General features: G+C 68.7%; 18 protein-coding genes and 1 pseudogene. 6 read left to right on the forward strand and 13 right to left on the reverse strand.

The window, feature by feature from the left end:
• Positions 1-304: 304 nt before the first annotated feature.
• From ACFYO1_RS04430 to ACFYO1_RS04450, 5 genes are all read right to left on the reverse strand, one after another.
• Positions 305-1,711 (reverse strand): nitrilase-related carbon-nitrogen hydrolase, encoded by a 1,407-nt coding sequence (locus ACFYO1_RS04430; RefSeq protein ID WP_387227087.1) that lies wholly within the window; start codon positions 1,709-1,711, stop codon positions 305-307.
• 75 nt (positions 1,712-1,786) lie between these two features.
• On the reverse strand, positions 1,787-2,452 hold the full coding sequence (locus ACFYO1_RS04435) for a response regulator (protein WP_387227089.1): 666 nt from the start codon (positions 2,450-2,452) through the stop codon (positions 1,787-1,789).
• On the reverse strand, positions 2,449-3,597 hold the full coding sequence (locus ACFYO1_RS04440) for a sensor histidine kinase (RefSeq protein ID WP_387227091.1): 1,149 nt from the start codon (positions 3,595-3,597) through the stop codon (positions 2,449-2,451). Before ACFYO1_RS04440 ends, ACFYO1_RS04435 begins: the two co-directional genes overlap by 4 nt.
• Positions 3,598-3,699: 102 nt before the next feature.
• Complete coding sequence (locus ACFYO1_RS04445; RefSeq protein ID WP_387227093.1) at positions 3,700-4,461, reverse strand: SDR family oxidoreductase; 762 nt, start codon at positions 4,459-4,461, stop codon at positions 3,700-3,702.
• 145 nt (positions 4,462-4,606) lie between these two features.
• Positions 4,607-5,167 carry a TetR/AcrR family transcriptional regulator gene (locus tag ACFYO1_RS04450; RefSeq protein ID WP_387227095.1) on the reverse strand — a complete coding sequence of 187 codons (561 nt, stop codon included), beginning with the start codon at positions 5,165-5,167 and terminating at the stop codon, positions 4,607-4,609.
• A 105-nt stretch (positions 5,168-5,272) separates the two neighbouring features.
• On the opposite strand from ACFYO1_RS04450, the gene ACFYO1_RS04455 reads away from it, so the two are divergent.
• Entirely contained in the window at positions 5,273-5,821 is a 549-nt protein-coding gene (locus ACFYO1_RS04455) for a cupin domain-containing protein (protein WP_387227098.1), read from the forward strand.
• Positions 5,822-6,216: 395 nt separating this feature from the next.
• On the opposite strand, the gene ACFYO1_RS04460 is transcribed toward ACFYO1_RS04455, so the two are convergent.
• Both ACFYO1_RS04460 and ACFYO1_RS04465 read right to left on the reverse strand, forming a co-directional pair.
• Positions 6,217-6,606: a hypothetical protein gene (locus tag ACFYO1_RS04460; protein ID WP_387227100.1), complete on the reverse strand. Its 390-nt coding sequence runs from the start codon at positions 6,604-6,606 to the stop codon at positions 6,217-6,219.
• Between the two features lie 95 nt (positions 6,607-6,701).
• Positions 6,702-7,268, reverse strand: a complete 567-nt coding sequence (locus ACFYO1_RS04465; RefSeq protein ID WP_387227103.1) for a TetR/AcrR family transcriptional regulator — start codon at positions 7,266-7,268, stop codon at positions 6,702-6,704.
• A 98-nt stretch (positions 7,269-7,366) separates the two neighbouring features.
• On the opposite strand from ACFYO1_RS04465, the gene ACFYO1_RS04470 reads away from it, so the two are divergent.
• Together ACFYO1_RS04470 and ACFYO1_RS04475 are read left to right on the forward strand one after the other, a co-directional pair.
• Positions 7,367-7,804, forward strand: a complete 438-nt coding sequence (locus ACFYO1_RS04470; protein ID WP_387227105.1) for a hypothetical protein — start codon at positions 7,367-7,369, stop codon at positions 7,802-7,804.
• Between the two features lie 86 nt (positions 7,805-7,890).
• Positions 7,891-9,147 (forward strand): MAB_1171c family putative transporter, encoded by a 1,257-nt coding sequence (locus tag ACFYO1_RS04475; RefSeq protein ID WP_387227107.1) that lies wholly within the window; start codon positions 7,891-7,893, stop codon positions 9,145-9,147.
• Here the strand turns inward: ACFYO1_RS04475 and ACFYO1_RS04480 are convergent.
• The 6 genes and pseudogenes from ACFYO1_RS04480 to ACFYO1_RS04505 all read right to left on the reverse strand — a co-directional run bounded on the left by ACFYO1_RS04480 (position 9,068) and on the right by ACFYO1_RS04505 (position 14,394).
• The gene (locus tag ACFYO1_RS04480; protein ID WP_387227109.1) at positions 9,068-9,469 is read right to left on the reverse strand and encodes a PaaI family thioesterase; all 402 of its coding nucleotides are present in this window, start codon (positions 9,467-9,469) and stop codon (positions 9,068-9,070) included. The two genes, ACFYO1_RS04475 and ACFYO1_RS04480, sit on opposite strands and share 80 nt — an antisense overlap.
• A gap of 54 nt (positions 9,470-9,523) precedes the next feature.
• Positions 9,524-10,723, reverse strand: a complete 1,200-nt coding sequence (locus ACFYO1_RS04485; protein WP_387227112.1) for an MFS transporter — start codon at positions 10,721-10,723, stop codon at positions 9,524-9,526.
• A gap of 76 nt (positions 10,724-10,799) precedes the next feature.
• Positions 10,800-11,918, reverse strand: a pseudogene (locus ACFYO1_RS04490) (transcription termination factor Rho, short form); the annotation flags it as partial.
• 375 nt (positions 11,919-12,293) lie between these two features.
• Positions 12,294-12,986, reverse strand: coding sequence for a hypothetical protein (locus tag ACFYO1_RS04495; RefSeq protein WP_387227114.1), 693 nt, complete (start codon positions 12,984-12,986; stop codon positions 12,294-12,296).
• A gap of 262 nt (positions 12,987-13,248) precedes the next feature.
• Positions 13,249-13,998, reverse strand: a complete 750-nt coding sequence (locus tag ACFYO1_RS04500) for an SDR family oxidoreductase (protein WP_387227116.1) — start codon at positions 13,996-13,998, stop codon at positions 13,249-13,251.
• 27 nt (positions 13,999-14,025) lie between these two features.
• Positions 14,026-14,394, reverse strand: coding sequence for a hypothetical protein (locus ACFYO1_RS04505; protein WP_387227118.1), 369 nt, complete (start codon positions 14,392-14,394; stop codon positions 14,026-14,028).
• A 188-nt stretch (positions 14,395-14,582) separates the two neighbouring features.
• Between ACFYO1_RS04505 and ACFYO1_RS04510 the strand changes: the two genes are divergently transcribed.
• The 3 genes from ACFYO1_RS04510 (at position 14,583) to ACFYO1_RS04520 (ending at position 18,002) form a co-directional block, all read left to right on the forward strand.
• Entirely contained in the window at positions 14,583-15,161 is a 579-nt protein-coding gene (locus tag ACFYO1_RS04510) for a sigma-70 family RNA polymerase sigma factor (protein ID WP_387227120.1), read from the forward strand.
• A gap of 144 nt (positions 15,162-15,305) precedes the next feature.
• Positions 15,306-16,883: an N-acetylmuramoyl-L-alanine amidase gene (locus ACFYO1_RS04515; RefSeq protein WP_387227123.1), complete on the forward strand. Its 1,578-nt coding sequence runs from the start codon at positions 15,306-15,308 to the stop codon at positions 16,881-16,883.
• Positions 16,884-16,958: 75 nt separating this feature from the next.
• Positions 16,959-18,002, forward strand: coding sequence for a CobW family GTP-binding protein (locus tag ACFYO1_RS04520; protein ID WP_387231673.1), 1,044 nt, complete (start codon positions 16,959-16,961; stop codon positions 18,000-18,002).
• Positions 18,003-18,148 lie beyond the last annotated feature (146 nt).

The raw sequence follows: 18,148 nt of genomic DNA on the forward strand, positions 1-18,148 counted from the left end.
CGCCGTAGTGGAAAACTCTCGGGATCCCCGTCAGTCACGTGCGCGTCCTCTCCAGCCCGCCGAGCGGACTTGTTTCGGCCCCCCTCCGGGTTCTGACACCAGAGACTGGACACGGATTAGACCGGTACCCACGTTTCGATGCGCGCAAACTGTGACTGTCCGATGCGTACGCGCCGGACGAACGTCGCTAGCTGCGGTGAAGTGCGTGAATGTCAGAATGATAACGAATTGATAACGGTGCCGCAACCGGGCAGCGCCGCTCGCCGCCGAAGCCCGGTCGTCCGGCAGAGCCGAACGACGTTCGTCAGACCGTTCGCCGCCACGCCGCCGCGCCGAGGGTGACGCAGAACAAGCTCACGCAGGTCCAGCCGAACCAGTTCCCGAACCGGGCGTACACCGTGCCGCCCGAGGTGAGTGGGATGTCGGCGAGTATGGTCCGCGTCACGGTGACATCCGTTGTCTCGGAGGCGAGTACGTGTCCACGGGAATCGCTCGCCACGAGTTCGCCGAGTTGCGGCGCCCGCGCGACACCCATTCCGGATTCGACGCCGCGCAGCACGGCCATTCGGCTGTGCAGCCAGTGGTCGTCGGTGAAATCGAGTGCGGGAACCAGCAGCAACGTCGCGCCTCGGCGCTGGTTGGCCAGGACGAGGTCCGGATGGTCGAGGTCGAAGCAGACGGCCAGGGCCCACGGCTTACCGGGAACGTTCTGCCACCGGGTACCCGGCCGATGCTCGTCCTCGAGTCCGGGAATCAGGTAGTGCTTGGCGTACAGCGTGCCGGAGGGGTAGTCGATCGCGGCGTTGTAGCTGGTGCCGCCCGTGCTGAGGATCAGCCCGGCGACCACCTGAACGTTGCGCCGGTTCGCCACCTCCGTCAGCGGCCCGGACAGCGCCGCGAGCGTGGAATCATCGGCACGCCAGGCCTTTTCCGGCAGTACCACCGCCTGCGCGCCCTGATCGGCCAATCGTTCGATCTCGGCGACGGCCCGCGCCGCCATGTCGCGGCCGTCGGCCGAATCGGCCGGTACGTAGTCCGGCGGCTGCGCCACCGCTACCAGTCCCACTCGCACCGAATCGGTGTCCGGCGCGACGGCCAACCGCCAGAACCCGAACACGCCGACCGCGGCCAAAACGACCGCTGTCGCGCCGAGCACTCGAAGGCGTTGTGTCTGAGTAACTTCCGGGGCAAGGCAGACCGAGATCGCCGACGGAACCAGCAGAATCAGAAAGGTGACACCCCACACCCCGGTCAATGCGGTCGTCTGGATCACGGGCAATACATCGGCCTGCGTATAGGCGATGCTCCACCACGCACCGAACGGACCGGCAACTGCGAGCAGGAATTCCACGGTCACCCACCCGGCGGGCAGCGCTACGACCGCCAAACCCGGCCGTCCGCGGAGCAGCAACGCCCGCGTCACCGTGACGATGCCGCCGAACAACAACGCGGTTCCCCCGAGCAACAGCACAGTCACCGGGACCGGCTGTTCGAGAGTTTCGGTGAAGTAAGGCCACAGTTGCCGCTCGCCGCCGAGCCAGGACAGGCTTCCCACGAGGAACGCCGTTGCCGCGGATACCCTCGGCGCCAGTATGAGCACCGGTAGCGGAGCAAGAAAGGCCAAGCCGGGCAACGGGCGCAAGCCGGTCCCGAAATGCCAGAGCAGCGCGGAAGTGACGATCGCCAGCGCGGCGAACAGAAATCGTTTCACCACTGAGATGTTCGGCCCGCGACCCGCCCCGCACATCGCCGAAACGACCGATCAGGGCCTCACTCGTGCGAGGGATCAACCGGCCACGGCCCCCGGTTTCACCAACCCCGCCTCGTACGCGAACACCACCGCCTGCACCCGGTCCCGGAGCCCGAGTTTGGCCAGCACCGAGCTGACATGCGTCTTCACCGTGTGCTCGCTGACCGTCAGCGCCGCGGCGACCTCTGCATTGGAGAGTCCACGGGCCAACTGCCGCAACGTATCTCGCTCCCGTTCGGTCAGCTCGCCGAGCCGGCGCGCGAGCTCGGGTCGCGGTTGCCCGCGCCCGGTGAGCTCGGCGATCAGCCGCCGGGTGACCGTCGGCGCCAACAGGGCCTCGCCGGATGCGACGACGCGCACCGCGTCGACCAGCTCGTCGCGGCGCACGTCCTTGAGCAGGAACCCGCTGGCCCCCGCCCGCAGGGCATCGAAGACGTACTCGTCGAGGTCGAACATGGTGAGCACCAACACTTTCGCTGCGGTCTCGGCACAGATCCGTTGGGTGGCGGCGACGCCGTCCAGGCGCGGCATCCTGACGTCCATGACCACCACATCGGGCGTCAGCACCCGGGCTTTCTCGATCGCCTCCAGTCCGTCGGCGGCCTCGCCGACCACGGTGATATCCGGTTGGGCGTCGAGGATCAGGCCGAATCCGGCCCGGAACAGGTCCTGGTCGTCGACCACGAGTACCCGCATGCTCAACTCCTTTGCCCGAGCGGCAGTTCGGCGGCGACATCGAAGCCGTTGCCCGAAAACCCATGTCGCAGCGTTCCACCGGTTCCGGTGACTCGTTCGCGCATCCCGAGCAGTCCGTAGCCGCCGGGCTCCGACCGCTCCCGGCCCGCACCGTCGTCGGAAACCCGCACCGTCAGAAGCTGATCCGACCAGCGCAGCGTCACCCGCACGGCGGTCGCCCGCGCGTGTTTCATGGTGTTCGCCAACGCTTCCTGCACCACCCGGTACGCGGTGATCGCGACATCGTCGGACACCGTGCGCCGCGCTCCGTCCTCGTCCAGCGACGCGGCCAGCCCGCCGCGCCGGGACAGCTCGACCAGGTCGGCGATCGCTTCGATGCCGGGTTGGTGTCGTGGATCGGCGGATTCGCCGCGCAAGGTGTCCAGACTGCGCCGAAGCTGTTGCACCGCAACCCGACCGGTATCCGCGATGCTCGCGAACGTGGCGTCCGCCCGCGCCCGGTCGGTGAGCAGCGGACCGGTCTCGGCCTGGACGATCATCGCGCCCACCGAATGGGTGACGATGTCGTGCATGTCCCTGGCGATCCGCAGGCGCTCTCGATCCAGGGCGGCGAGGCGTTCCTCGTCGAGGCGCCGGGCGCGTTCCTCGAGCATCTCGATCTGTGCCCGCCGCGCCCGAACGCCGGTGCCGAGCGACCAGGCGGTGAGGAAGGACATCGCCGCATACGCGTAGGAATCGGGGCTCTCGGCCGGGATGACCAGGGAAATCAGGATGCCGATCACGCCGGCCACGAACGCGCCGCGCCGCCGCACCGGCGGGCTGTACGCGGCGATGGTGTACGCGCAGACCACGGTGCCGTAGGGCAGTTCGGGCATGGCGTGCAGGCAGGCCAGCACGGTCATCGCCGGGCCGACCACCAGGAAAACCGTGAGCGGTGCGCGCCGCCGCCACAGCACCGGCACGGACGCGACCGCCGACAGCGCGATCACCCACCAGGGCAGGCCCGCGACGACCGCGGGCCCGACGCTGGCGAGGGTGACCACCGCGGTCAACACGACATCGACCGCGCCGGACGGGAGGCGATCGAACCGTTCGGCCAGCCGCCGGGTCGCGCCGTCCGCGGCCCGGCCGGCCGCACTGAAGTGCCTCACAACACCAGTCTGGACTGTTCGTCCGCCTGATCGCCTCACTCTCCGGATTGATACCCCCTCACCCTTGCGGATGAGGTTGCGGCAGCGCGACTTCCAGCGGACTCAGCCGATCTGCTCGGTGAGGAATTCCTCCCAGGTCCGCGTGCCGACCGGGGCGCCGTCGAAGGTCATGTTCGCGCCGGCCCGGTACACCTTGCCCGCCTTGCCCGGCATCCGCACCGGCAGCAGCGGCCGCCGCTTCCCGGTCGCGTGCAAGTAGGTGCGCACCAGTTCGGCCAGGTCGTACACCCTCGGCCCGGCCAGATCCGGTACCCTCCCGGCCGGTTGATCCAGCACCAATTCGGCCAACCGCGCCGCGACGTCGCGCGCGTCGACCGGCTGCAACCGCACCCCACCCGGAATCGGCACGACCGGCAGCTTCGTCAGCGTGCGCACGGCGTTCAACACGAGATCGTGGAACTGCGCGGCGCGCAACGTCGTCCACGGCACCCCCGACCCGGTGACGATCTGCTCCGCGTCCGCTTTGGCCCGGAAGTAGCCCAGCGGAATAGCGTCCGCGGCGATGACCGAGATGTACACGATGTGCCCTACCGCCGCGCGCGCCGCCGCGTCCATCAGGTTCGCGGTGGCCACGTCGTCGCCCTTCGGCCCGCCCGCGAGGTGCAGCACGGTCTCGGCCCCGTCGACCGCAGCCGCCACCCCTTCGCCTTTGAGCAGGTCGCCGGTCACGTACTCGATGCCCTCCGCGGGCTCGTGCGGGTTGCGGCTCAACAGCCGCACCTTCGCCCCCGCGGCCACCAGCAACGGAACCACATGCCGCCCCAACGTGCCGGTCCCGCCGGTAACCAGAATCGTCCCAGTCATGATCGTTCCCTCTCGTCCCGGACCGGGAGTCACCACCCGGCCACCTCAGCAGCTCTTCACCGATATGACGAAGCAGCGGACGCGGGTGTGACAACCGTGGTCGCGTATGTCGGCCTGCCCGCAGGCTGACCGGCGCGGGTCGGCCTCAGGGCGACAGGAAGACCGCGGTCGCTTCGGCGGAGAGTAGGTCGGCGCGTGGCGCGTCCTCATCGGTTTGCGCCAGGTGCAGTAAGCCGAGGATGGCCGCGTAGGCGATCCGCGCCCGATGTGCCGCGCGCTCGGGCGGCAGGCCGAGCTCACGGTAGGTGCGCGTCATCAATTCCAGCCGGGCGCTGTTCACCTGGCGAACCGCGTCCCTGACCCGAGGATCGTTGCGGTCGCCGAGCAGGCTCAGGTGTACCGACGGCGCCAGCGGCTGGACGGCTTGCACGACGGTGGTAAGCAGCTCGCGTAGCCGCTCTGCCGGATCGGTGATGGCGGCGAAGGTCGCGAGACCTCCGTCGCCGTGACTGCGGACCCACTCCGCGAGTGCGGCTTCGATCAGTTCGTCCCGGTTCCGGTAGTGCGCGTAGAAACTGCCCTTGGTCACGCCGAGGGTCCGCGCCAGTGGTTCGACCGCGACCGCGGCCAACCCGCCGACCGCGATCGCTTTCAGTGCGGCGAGCGCCCAGTCCTGGGCGGACAGCCGGGTCGACTCGTTGCCCACGAGGAAGAGGATACGCCAGCGTATTGACGGCGTTCGATCGGCGGGATACGGTGGCGTATCCATACGCAGCCGTATCCATACGGTGCCGTACTGAGGAGCGATCTGATGAAGCACACGACAATTCGGCGAGTCGTCACCGGGCACGACCGCGACGGCAAGTCCCGCGTGGTCGCCGACGGTGAGGTCGAGGCAATCACCACCGAACTCCTGCCCGGCTTCGCCGCCTACCGGCTCTGGGGCAGGGACGAGCACCCCACCTTCCCTGACGACGGCTCGCCCTGCGGTGCCGAGGCGTGGTACCCGCCGCGAGACGGGTCGCGCTTCATGGTCAACACGATCCCCCCCGGTGTGCCGGCCGTGCCCTCCGACCTCGATATGGCCTCGGCCCTGGAGGCGCTGGAGCGGCAGATGCCGGGCGCGATGGCGGTCCAGGAGCCCGATGGTGCCGGGATGCACACCACCGACAGCATCGACTACGTGCTGGTGGTCTCGGGCGAGGTCACGCTGGAACTCGATGACGGCGAGCAACGGGTGCTACGCGCGGGTGACGTTGTCATCCAGAACGGCACCCGCCATGCCTGGCACAACCACGGCACCGAACCCTGCATGATCGTCGGCGTCGCCATCGGCGCAAACCGCGTCCTGTCCGCATAGTCTGCCGAAATCGCCAGGGCGAACCCGGCTTCCAGGCGCCGAAAGACGTTGCCGGACGGACCTCGTCGGCGATCGAGTCGTCGCTGGCGCGCGGCTCCAGGTCGGCCAGCGGATCGACGGCGTGCTGTCGGCGACTATCAGATGAGGTTGCGGCTACGAGGCCGCGCGGGCGCCCATCTCGCCGGGCGATTCACGCGCGGCAATCGGTATCACCGCATGTTCGCGAGATCGACTGGAGGGCAGCGATTCCGGCTTGCCCGCTGACCGGAAACGCGGAGTTCGGGATGTTGACGGACGGCGATGGGCTCCCGCGGGCTTTCTGCTCCGGCTGGTCGAGAATCCGCTGCGCGTTCTCCAGTTGCCCGCGGGGGCGGACGATCGGGGCAGTGGCGTGATCAGGTACTCGCGGGCCAGGTTTCCTCGATGATCAGGCGGTCGGTGCGCACCGCCGCCGCGTGGTGCTCGGCGACCAGGTCGGGTGGGTAGGTCGGCCAGAGGGTGATGGCGCCGCTGGCCTTGTCGATGGTGCTCACCGTGCCGCCGATGGGCAGCGGGCTTGGCGGAGTGGGGGTTTCGGTGGGTGGCGGGGTGAAGATGGCGACGACGACGAAGCAGCTGTCGAATTCGGTGATCCGATTGGCGATCCCGCGTCCGGCGTCGTCGTCGAAGGACAGGTAGCGCTCGGCGAGGCGTTCGGCTTCGGCGAGGGTCACCGGGGTGGTGCACTCGGTCGGGTAAGCATGGATGTCCATGGTGTCGACGGCGGCCACCGGTGGTGGCGCCAACTCCTTTCCGCAATCCTGGTGCCCCACTGTGCCGTACGCACGCGCGGGTTGCTCGCGTTGTCCGGGATTTGCTGCCGGACGGCGGAGTTTGCCGGTCAGTCGAAGCGCACGGTGGCGAGCATACGGCGAGCGAGGATTTCGGGGTCGGTGTCACCGGCCAGGCTCGAATTGTCCAGCGCCCCTTCGCGCCACAGCGCGGCGAAACCGTGCACCAGCGACCAGGCGGCCAACTGGGTGGCTTGCTGCTGCCCGACGTCGGCGGGATGGATCACCGACACACCGGAACGCAGCGCGGCCGCGGACCGCAGGCGGGCCTCGTCCAGTCGCGGATCGTCGGCGCGTAACAGGCTGTGCCGGAACATCACGTCGAAATGCCCCGGATGTTCCCGCGCGAACCGGATGTAGGCGACGGCGACCTCGCGGAAGTCGGCGCCGGCCCGCTCGAGCTCCGCGGTGAGCAGGTCGAATCCCTCGATGGCGAGCGCGGTCAGCACGCCGGCCCGGTCGCCGAAGTGGTGTGCGGGCGCCGCGTGCGAGACGCCCGCCCGGCGGGCCAGTTCGCGCAGGGATACCGCGTCGACGCCGTCGCTCGCGATCTGGTCGGCCGCCGCCGCCAGGATGGTGGCCCGCAGATCGCCGTGGTGATAGCCGCTCTTCGCCATGTCTCGATGGTGCCCGAGAATCTAGTCATTGACAAGTTTGTCGTGCGGTTCTAATCTTTCCAGTGTCAAGATTGATCGTTCGAACGTAGGAGACCCTGATGGCCCCGCTGGTTGTACTCGCCGTCGTCACCGCACTGGCTCGGCTCATCGGCCGGCTGGCCGGACCCGGATGGCTGGATTCCTGGCCGCACGCCGTCGCGCTCGGACTGGCGGCCATGTTCGTGCTGACCGCCAGCGCGCACTTCCTCTCCCCCCGGCGCGAGGCGCTGGTCGCGATGGTGCCGCCGAAGCTGCCGAACCCGGCCGCACTGGTCGCCCTCACCGGCGTGCTCGAGGTGGCGGGCGGTGCCGGGCTGCTCATCCCGGCCACCTCGAAACTCGCCGCCGCCGCCCTGATCCTGCTGCTGATCTGCTTGTTCCCGGCCAATATTCGCGCCGCGAAGGCAGACCTGGGCATCAAGACCATGCCGCTGCCGCTGCGCGCCGTCGTCCAGGTCGTCTTCATTGCCGCCCTGGGTGTGGTCCTGTTCGGCTGAAACCGGGAAAGCCCGCTCCGGCAACGAGAACTGTTGCCAGAGCGGGCTTTGCCGTGTTGTCGTGGGTCCATGGTGAGTCGAGGCCGGTGGTATCCCCCTGGAGTGCGGGCAGTGCCGGATTCCGGGGGCCGGCGTTGACGGCGTGGCTGACATCCGGGCCGGTGGCCTGGTCGGTGGTCGGCTACGTCGCGGTCATCGTGGGCGGGCGGCTGCTGCTGATCCGGGACACCCTGCTCGACCAAGTGATCAATCGACTGTTCCTGTGGAGCCTGGCTGGTCTGCTGCTGTACCGGTGCACGCTGACCCCGGCCGGCGCCGCGCTGGCGAATCAGCTCGCGCTCGGCTGCATCGTGATGACCGCGACGTATATGGCCACCATCGCCAAAACGGCGGAGGCGGCGCCGGACGCCGATCCGGGCGTCATCTGGCGATACCACCGGCTCCGCAGCGTGATCGCGCTGGGGGCGACGGTGACGATCGTCGTCGCGGGAACCTCGGCCCGCCACGACGGCCGCCTGGTCGCGATGAATCCCGACTGGGAAGGCGTCGCCACCGGCATCGCCTTCGGCGTGCCGCTGCTGTGGCACACGGTGGTGTTCAGCCGAGCCGGTGTCCGCGAGCTGCGCTCCGGCGACCTGCCGGTCTGGGAGCAGATCGTGCTCTCCATCATTTTCGTCGCCACCGCGTATATCTGGGTCTGCGAGGGGCTTTCGATCAGTCAGACGTTCACCGGGTGGCCCGCGCTCGGCCCGCAATTGCCGCGCGTCGCGGCGGCCTTCACGCTCTGTGTCCTCGTCAACGTCACGATCGTCGCCGTCCCGCTGGTCCGGGTCCTGGGCACGAAGGCGGGCCTGGACAGTGCGGCGCGCTCGTGTCGCCGGCTGTTGCCGCTATGGCGAGATCTGACCGCGGCGGTGCCCGAGATCGTGCTTTCCCCGTCCGCGCCGCGCCAGGCCGATGCCACCGCGCGGCTGCTCCGGATGACCGTCGAGATCCGGGACGCGCTGCTGCATCTCGGGCCGTATCTGCCTGCCGCGCCGAGCGTTCCGCGACTCGGGCCGGTCAGCTCCATCGAATCCGACCGGACGGCAATCACTTACGCCCAACAGCTGATGCAGGCCGCACACGCCAGAAAACACGGTCTGCGGCCTGCCGGTGCCGGTAATGCGGCGCAGTTGCCCTGGCTCGCCGATGATTTCGACACCGAACTCCGGCAACTACTCGATCTGGCCCGGGTGTGGTCGGCGGCGCTGTCCGGCTCGCCTACAGCACAGCCTGGGTCTGCGTCACCTTTCCGACCAGCTTGCCTGCGTCATCGCGGATTTCGGTCTCCACCACGATGAACGTGCGCCCGGCGTGCAGCGCGGTCGAGGAGGCGGTGGCGTAGCCGGAGCGGACCGCCCGGACGAAGTTGGTCTTCGATTCGACGGTGGTGGTGCCCGCCTTGCCCTCGGGCAGGTTGAGATACGCGCACACCGCGCCGGTCGCGTCCGCCAGCGACATCAGCACGCCGCCGTGCAGGACGCCGCCCAGCGTGCACAGCGATTCGTCCCAGGCGATCCGGCTGCGCACCAGATCGGGCCCGTGCTCGAGCACCTCGATGCCTAGCCGCTCGGTGAACGGCATGGTCTGGTGGAACAGCGCGGTGCCCGGTTCATCGATCATGGTCGCGATCCTGCCCGATCCGCCGCCGCGAGTCGATTACCTGCGGGGTAATGGCTACCGGTCAGGCCGGATAGGGGTCCGTGCGGCATGGGCGAGCACCGCGGCGATCGTCAGGGCCGCGACGAATCCGCCGACGAACATCACGGTGGTGGGCGAGCCGCGGTCCACCACCAGGCCGCCGGTCAACGCACCCAGCGAGAACGTGGCCTGGAACGTGGCGGTGAACAGCACCGAGGCCGCCTCCGGCGCGTGCGGCACCGCGTTGGCGAACCAGGTCTGCGTGGACACCGGTATCGCGCCGTAGCCCATGCCCCAAATAATCAGCAGGACAATCACTCCCGCGTCGAACCGGCCGAACACCGGGAGCAGCAGCATGGCGCCCGCCGACATCGCCGCCGCGCAACCGAACGCCGCGTGTGGTCGCCGCACGATCGCGGCGCCGCCGAGGAAGTTGCCGAGAATGCCTGCGGTGCCGTAGATCAGCAGCAGCACCGTGATCGTGCCCGGTCCGAGTCGTGGCACCTGTTCGAGGAACGGCGTCACGTAGGTGTAGGCCGCGAAATGCGCCAGCACCACGAGAAACGTGGTCAGCAAGGCGAACCGGACGTCGATGCCGCGCAGTGCCTCGCGCAGCACGGCCGCTCGGGTGACCGTACCGGCCGGCAGCGGCGGCAGGAATGCCATCAGCAGGCCGAGCACCACGGCCGTGAACGCTCCGACGACCACGAATGTCGTTCGCCACCCGGCGATCTCGCCGAGCAGCGTGCCCGCAGGCACGCCCAGCACGGAGCCGAGCGGTACCGCCGAGAAGATCACCGCGGTGGCCCGGCCCGCCGACGCCTGAGGCACCAGTCGCGGGGCGATCCCGGCCGCGAGGGACCAGAATCCGCCGATGGTGACGCCGACCAGCACCCTGGAGGCCAGCACGACCCGGTATTCGGGCGCGACGGCCATCAGTATGTTTGCCAGCACGAGCAGGAATATGAACAGGCACAACATGATTCGCCGGTCGATCCGTCCGGTGGCGACGGTGGCCAGCGGCGCGGTGACGGCGGCGACCAGCCCGGGCACGGTCATCATCAGCCCGGCCGCGCCGTCGGAGATGGTGAAATCGGCGCCGATCGAGGTGAGCAGGCCGATCGGCAGGATCTCGGTGGTGACGATCGAGAAGATCGCGAGCATCACCGAGACGACGGCGAGCCAGCCGGTGAGCGGGCCGCGTGTGGGTGCGGGGGTGCGGAGAAGTGTGGACACGCCGCTCAGTTCAGCAGCGGCGCGACGGCCGATCCGGCGGGTTCACGCCACCACCGTATCGAGGGCGAAAACCCGCTCAGCCGCGCCCGGCGCGCATCGGGGCCAGGAATTCGGCGTTCGTCTCGGACTTGCGCAGTCCTTCGAGCAGCAGGTCGAGCGCCTGCTGATTGTCCAGTGTGGCAAGGGTTTTGCGCAGGGTGTGGGTCGCGGTCAGCTCGTCCGGGCCGAGCAGTAGCTCGTCCTTTCGGGTGCTGGACTGGCCGATGTCGACGGCGGGGAAGACCCGGCGGTTGGCGGCGCCGCGGTCCAGTTTCAGCTCGGCGTTGCCGGTGCCCTTGTACTCCTCGAAGATCACCGTGTCGGCCAGCGAGCCGGTCTCCACCAGCGTGGTGGCGATGATGGTGAGCGAGCCGCCGTTCTCGATATTGCGGGCGGCGCCGAGGAAGCGCTTGGGCGGGGCCAGCGCGGAGGCCTCCACGCCGCCGGACAGGACGCGGCCCGAGCCGGGGCCGGCCAGGTTGTAGGCGCGGGCGAGGCGGGTGAGCGAGTCGAGCAGGACGACGACGTCGCGGCCCATTTCGACCAGTCGTTTGGCGTGTTCGATGGCCAGTTCGGCGACCGCGATGTGTTCGCGGGCGGGCTGGTCGAAGGTGGCGGCGGCGACGTCGGCGGGGACGGCCCTGGTGAGGTCGGTGACCTCCTCGGGGCGCTCGCCGACCAGCACGAGCATGAGTTCGCATTCGGGGTGGTTCTTCGCGATGCCGTGCGAGATAGCTTGCAGTACAGAGGTTTTGCCCGCTTTGGGCGGGGCGACGATGAGGGCGCGCTGGCCCTTGCCGATGGGCATGACCAGGTCGGTGACCCGGGTGGTCATGGCGTGCTGTTCGGTTTCCAGGCGCAGGCGTTGATTGGGGTAGATGGGTACCAGATCGGCGAAGGCGGGGCGGTCGCGGATCTTGTCCGGGTGTTGCCCGTTGATGGTGCCGACTGTGCGCAGGGGCGCCGGCTTGCCGTTGGTTTCTGCGGATTGTGTTGTGCCGGTGAGGAAGTCACCTCGGCGCAGGCGGTGTTCGCGGATCAGTCGGTGGGGGACGGGGATATCGCCGGGTCCGGGCAGATAGCCATCCAGGCGCAGGGTGCCACGGTTGTCGGTGAGGTCGAGGATGCCGGTGACGGTGCGGTCCGGCCGGTCTTCGGCCGTTCCGTCGTCGGTGTCGTTGATTGTGTTGGCGTTCATGGGATTTCCTTCTGCGGTGAGTTTGGGTACGGCGAACGGCCGTGCGAGACGACGGCATGGTGCACGTCGCGGGGGTACGGATCCTCGGGGTATTCCGGAACGGTTCTGTCGACCGGGTCGGAAGGGGGATCGCGAGATTCTTGTGGGAGAACTACCTACATCCACAAGGAGAAGACGTGGCCGAGAGTACAGGCTCGATCATCGGCGCGCAATGGTCTCGGTGTGCTCAACGATCGTTATCGCAGAAGTATTCCCTGGAACGCCGGGCAACGACGAGAAGGCCCGGCAGGCGACGAGGAGTCACCTGCCGGGCCTCGGCGGTAGCGGTGTGGTCTACCCGTAGACCGAGCTGAAGAACTGCACCGCGCTGGCGATGCCGACCGGGACGCCGAGCAGGATCATGCCCGCCGCGGCGCCGAGCGCGATGCCGACGCCGGCGCCCGCGATGCACAGGCCGATCGGGCCGGCGAAGAACGTCGGCACCACCAGCGGCGCGCCGATGATCGCACCGGCGACACAGCCGAGAGCGCCGCCGACGATCGTGCCGACCAGCGTGCCGATGGCGGTGGCCAGGCCGAACTGGGTGGCGGCCGTGCTCAACGCGGTGTTGAAGTCGACGCCGGCGACGTCCTTGGCCGCGACCGGCTGCAGCATCCTGGCGGGGTGCGCGTCCGCCGCGTCGGTGCTCGGGGTGAAAGTGGCGGTGTTGCCGTCGATCTGGGCCGCGATCGGCCATTCCATGCCGTCTTTGAGATAGGTCAGCGGCATGCCAGCAACCAGGTTGCCTTGATTGTCCAGAACCTGGAATTGCGTGCCTTGCGTCGTCAGCGACCCGGCGTCGGTCTTCAGTACGACCGATTTGTCGACCACATTCGCGGTGTAGTGGATGCCGGGCAGAATGTCGGTCTGCACGGTCGACCCCGGGACGGGGGCCGGTGCGGCAGGCTCTGCGTAGGCGGTGCCGCTCGTGATCCCGACAGCCGCGATAACCAGCGTGGACGCGGCAGCGAACTTCTTGACCCTCATACTTTTCAAACACTTTCCTCAGCAGGAGCACCGTCGGCACTTCGGGGAGCACGAGCCGGCGCGGCCCATCTTTACGAACCTGTGCAAAGGCCCGTCGCACTTTATTGCGGGCGTGTAACAGCGGGCGCAAGGGAAACGTCAAATAGAAGTGGAATGTGTTAAAGAAACATAAATTCGGACATTTGGCTAACTTTTAGCATCCGATATTGTGGCGCACGACACGCTATTTTCTATTTTATGCGTGGTGGCGCGGAGGCGCGTCTCAGCTGAGGCGCGCGACGATCGTGCCCGGCAATATCGGCAGCACCCGATCCAGCACGCGCCACGGCCACGCCGGCACGCAGGCTCGCCGCTGTTCCTTCTCGATCGCGCCGACCATCGCGGCCACGCCTTTGTCCAGCGGCGCGACCAGGCGCGCGTCACCCGCTTTGGCGGCCATGTCGGTGGCGATGAATCCCGGCAGCAGCGTGGTGACCTGGATCGGCGACTTCGCCAATTCGGTACTCAGCGCCTGCCCGAGCGCGGCCAGCCCCGCCTTGCTCGCCGAGTAGCTCGCCTTCTTGCCCGGCAATCCACGTACCGCGCTCATCGAGGACACCAGCACCAGATGCCCGGCGTTCTGCTCGCGGAAGATCTCCAGCGCCGCCTCGGCCTGCGCCAGCGCGCTGACGAAATTCGTTGTCGCCGTAGCGAGATTGGCCCGCGCCCGGCCGGTACCGAGGACCGCGCCCTTGCCGAGCCCCGCATTGACGATGACCCGGTCGAGCCCGCCGAGCTCGGTGCGCAACTCGCCGAAGACCCGCGGCACCGCCTCGTGTTCGTCGACGTCGAGCGCGCGCACCGCGACCGTGATTCCGGGATGGGCCGCGACGAGTTCGTCGCGCAGTTCCTCGAGCGCGGTCAGCCGCCGCGCGCACAGCGCGAGATCGCGGCCCTTGCTCGCGAAGTCGCGGGCCATCGCGGCACCCAGCCCCGCGCTCGCGCCGGTGATCAGAATCTTGGTCCTCGTCATGGGCCCGACCCTAGCGAGGCGTCCGGGTCAGCCGGCCGAGCCCGTGCGCGGCGGCGGGGGCAGCAGCCGCCACGCGCCGCAGTTGGTGGTCTTGAAGCCCACGTCGGTCGGCTTGATCTCCACCCGGATCGGGCCGTGCCGGGTGAAGTTGTTGCCGATGATGTATTCCATCTCGGTGTTGTCGCCCTCGACCTTCCAGAGCCTGCGCCAATCGCAGCCGTAGGCCGGGTCGGGTGTGCCGGGGGCCTCCCAGATGCCGGGGAGGATGTCGACGCCCACCAGGTAGACGCCGTCTCCGGGCATGGTGTTCGCCGGTTCGGCGGCCGCGGTCCCGGCTCCGAGCAGGGCGGTCGCCGACGTCAGGGCGCCGGCGATGAGCAGGGTGCTTGCCCGCATGCGATGTTCTCCTCGAATCGTGCTGCAACCGCCGCGCAGCGGCTGACCAGGGAGATCCCCGAAATCTCCGGGCCAAGATCTACCAGAGGACTCGGGCCGATGTGCCGCATTCCACATTTCTTGTGTGGATGCATGACCAAATCGCGCACGATGTTGTCATCGGCCGGCTCGGCCGCGATATCCGAGGTATGACATGTGTTCGATCGGAGTCCGTCCGGACGGATCGACGTTCCCCGTCGTGCGGCGCGCGGTGTGCGGGACTGTGCAGCGATTCCGGGCTGGCCGCGGTGCTGGCCACCGATCGAGCCCTATTGCATTGGCGGGCAATGCGTGCGCTGGGCGATAGCGGACTCGCCGAGCAGGCCGTGCAGGAGTCGCTGCTGCGCGCGTGGCGTTCCTGCGGGTTCTTCGACGCGACCAAGGGCAGCATCCGAACCTGGCTGCTGGCGATCCTGCGCAATGTCATCATCGACATGGTCCGGGCACGAGCCGCCCGGCCGGGGGACACCGGCTGGGACGAGGTCGGCGAGCTCAGCGATGCCCGCTACGCGCATCCCGATTTCGCCGACGACCTGATCGACGGGCTGCTGGTCGCGGAGCTGCTGGCCCGGCTGCCCGGTCCGCAGCGAGAGGCCGTGATCGAGGTGATCCTGCGCGATCGCGCCTACCAGGAGGTCGCCGACGACATCGGCGTCCCGGTCGGCACGGTGAAGACCCGGGTGCACTATGCCCTGCGTTCGCTGCGTCGGCTGCCGCGCGGCGCCTGATTGCCGGTGAACACACCACCGCAGCGGTAACGGTTGGGTAACTGGGGTTGCTATGCTGATGCTCGCGTTGCGAGAGTGAACCACTGGGTTTGGTGTTACTAATGGGAAGGGAGGGGTGCCCTTGTCCCGGGGCACCGACCGAACATGAAGCAGCCAAGCATCATCAGGGCCGGAATCTGTTCTGCCGTCACGGCCGCGGTCACGGTGACGCTGTCCGGGTTCGTGCCGGTCACCGCCAGCGCCGAGCCGGCTCAGCCGGATCTGTCGACCAAACTCGCAGGCAAGACCGTGTTCCTCGACCCCGGCCATCAGGGGCCCGGCCACAGCGAGAACGTGGCCAAACAGGTCAGCGACGGTCGCGGCGGCACGAAGGACTGCCAGACCACCGGCATGGTCACGGTCAACGGCGTCCCCGAACACACCATCAATTGGAACGTGGCCCAGCTGGTGAAGACCGCGCTGGAACAGTTCGGCGCGCAGGTGAAACTGAGTCGCCAGGACGATCAGGGCTGGGGCGGTTGCGTCGACGACCGCGCCAGGGCCGCCAATGAGTCCGGTGCTGCCGTCGCGGTGAGCATTCACGCCGACAGTGCGCCCGCCGACCAGCGCGGCTTCCATCTGATCGTGCCCGAGCTGCCGATCCCCGACCCGACGGTCAACGCGATCCAGTCCAACGCCGGGCTGGCGGCGTCCACCGCGATGCGCGATGCCTACCTGGGCGCCGGGTTCGTCCCCGCGCCGTACGCGAGCGCGGATGGGCTGATGCCGCGCCGCGACATCGCCGGACCCGCGCTCACCGCGGTGCCGGATGTGTTCATCGAGATGGGCAACGGCGCCAACGCCGAGGACGCGGCGCTGCTGGAGAGCAAGGAAGGGCAGCTCAAGCACGCGGTCACCATCACCACCGGGCTGGTGGGGTATCTGCTCGGCGCGCATTCGGTGACGCCGGATGTGAGCGGCGAGCAGCCGGCCGCGGCGCCATTGCCGCAGCAGCATCCGGTCGTGGAACCGGCGGCCGAGCCGCACGCCGCGCAGCCGAATTCGGCACCGTTGCAGCCGAATCCGGCCGCGGCCGCGCCGCCCGCGGGTGCGGCGGTGCCGCAGGCCTTCACCGAGCCGGCACCGCAGACGCTGAATCCGGTACCGTTGCAGCCACATCCGGCCTCGACCGAGCCACCTGCGGGGGCTTCGGCACCGCAGGCGTTGACCGAGCCGCCGGTGCAGGGTGCACCGCAGGCACCGCTGAATTCGGTACCGTTGCAGCCGAATCCCGCGTCGGCCGAGCCACCGGTCGGTGCGTCGGCGCCGCAGGTCCAGTCGAATATGCCGCAGTTCCAGCCGCACCCGGCGTCCACCGAGCCGCCGGCGGGCGCGACGGCGCCGCAGGTCCAGGCAGCGCCTCAAGGGCAGGCCGCACCCCAGGTCCAGGCTGCGCCCCAAGGGCAGTCCTCCCCGTTCACTCAGCAGGGCCAGACCGCGCCGAACGCCCCGGCATGGCCCGGCACCCAGCAATCACCCGGCGCACAGCAGAGCCTGCCGGGCAGCAAGACGGTGCCGGGCGAGTCGAGCGACATGCAGTCCGTCCGGGAGATCATGGACATGGTGCTGACCCTGCTGATGCCGCTGGCCAAGTCTCTCGGCGTGGACAACAACATGGTCACCGCCGAGCTGATCAACCTCGCGTACGCGTTGGCGGCCAAGTTCATCGCCCCGGCCAAATAGCACCCGGCGCCCGCCCGAACGTCACCCTCGCCGAGGGTGACGTTCGGCGTTTCCGGCGCCCTTGCGCGGCCCAGTATGGTGGTCGGCGTGGCTGACCGGATTCCTGTTGTGATCGTCGCGGGGTTTCTCGGTTCCGGGAAAACAACGCTGCTCAATCACCTGTTGCGCAACAGCCGAGGCACTCGGATCGGCGTGGTGGTCAACGACTTCGGCGCGATCAACATCGACTCGATGCTGGTCGCCGGGCAGGTCGACGCGATGGTCTCACTCGGCAACGGCTGTGTCTGCTGCGCGGTGGACGTCAGCGAGCTGGACGACCTGTTCACCCGGCTCGCGCAGCCGCGCGCCAAGATCGACGTGATCGTGGTGGAGGCCAGCGGCCTGGCCGAGCCGCGCAACCTGATCCGGATGGTGGTCGGCAGCGACAACCCGCGCATCCGCTACGGCGGCCTGGTCGAGGTGGTCGACGCCGAGCAGTTCCCGGCGAGCAGCGCGCGCCACCCCGAGCTGACCACCCATCTGCGGCTGGCCGATCTGGTCGTGGTCAACAAGGCCGACCGGGTGCCGGAGACGCAGCTGAGCGCCTTGCGGCAGGACATCGCGGACCTGATCGGGCAGGCGCCGGTGTACGCGACCACGCACGGCCGGCTCGAGCCCGGCCTGCTGTTCGACGAACCGCTGCGCGAAACCCCGCGGGTCGCCGAGCAATTGAGCTTCGACGAGCTGCTCGACCACCACGATCACGACCACGCCGAGCACCGGCACCTGCACGACGACTACCTCAGCGTCTCCTTCACCAGCGAACAACCGCTGGATCCGCGCGCGTTGATCGGTTTCCTGGAGGACCCGCCGCCGGGCCTGTTCCGCGCCAAGGGTTTCGCCGCTTTCGCCGTCGCGGACGAGCGCCGCAAGTTCGTGCTGCACCTGGTCGGCCGGCACCTGGTGTTCGAGCCGGAGAACTGGGCGCGCGGCGAATCCCGCACCACCCAGCTGGTGTTGATCGGCGCGGGGATGGACGCCGAGGTGGCGGCGAAACGGTTGCAGGACACCGTGCATCTCGACGAGGATCCGCTCGACCCGCAATCCATGCTCGGCGTGTGGCGCTACACCCCGCACTGAGTGCCGTCCCGCTGATCGAAGAATTTGGCGCGTTCGGCCGGAAACTGGCGCGTTCGGTGCTAGCGGCGGCGCCGGGCGGACATGAGACTGTCCTGGTGCCCGCCGCGTCGGCACGTGCGCAAAGTTGCGAACAGGTCGCGCGTGGT

Origin of the sequence: Nocardia sp. NPDC006044 (genome assembly GCF_042871115.1) — a bacterium.
In the GTDB taxonomy this organism is placed as follows: Bacteria; Actinomycetota; Actinomycetes; order Mycobacteriales; family Mycobacteriaceae; genus Nocardia.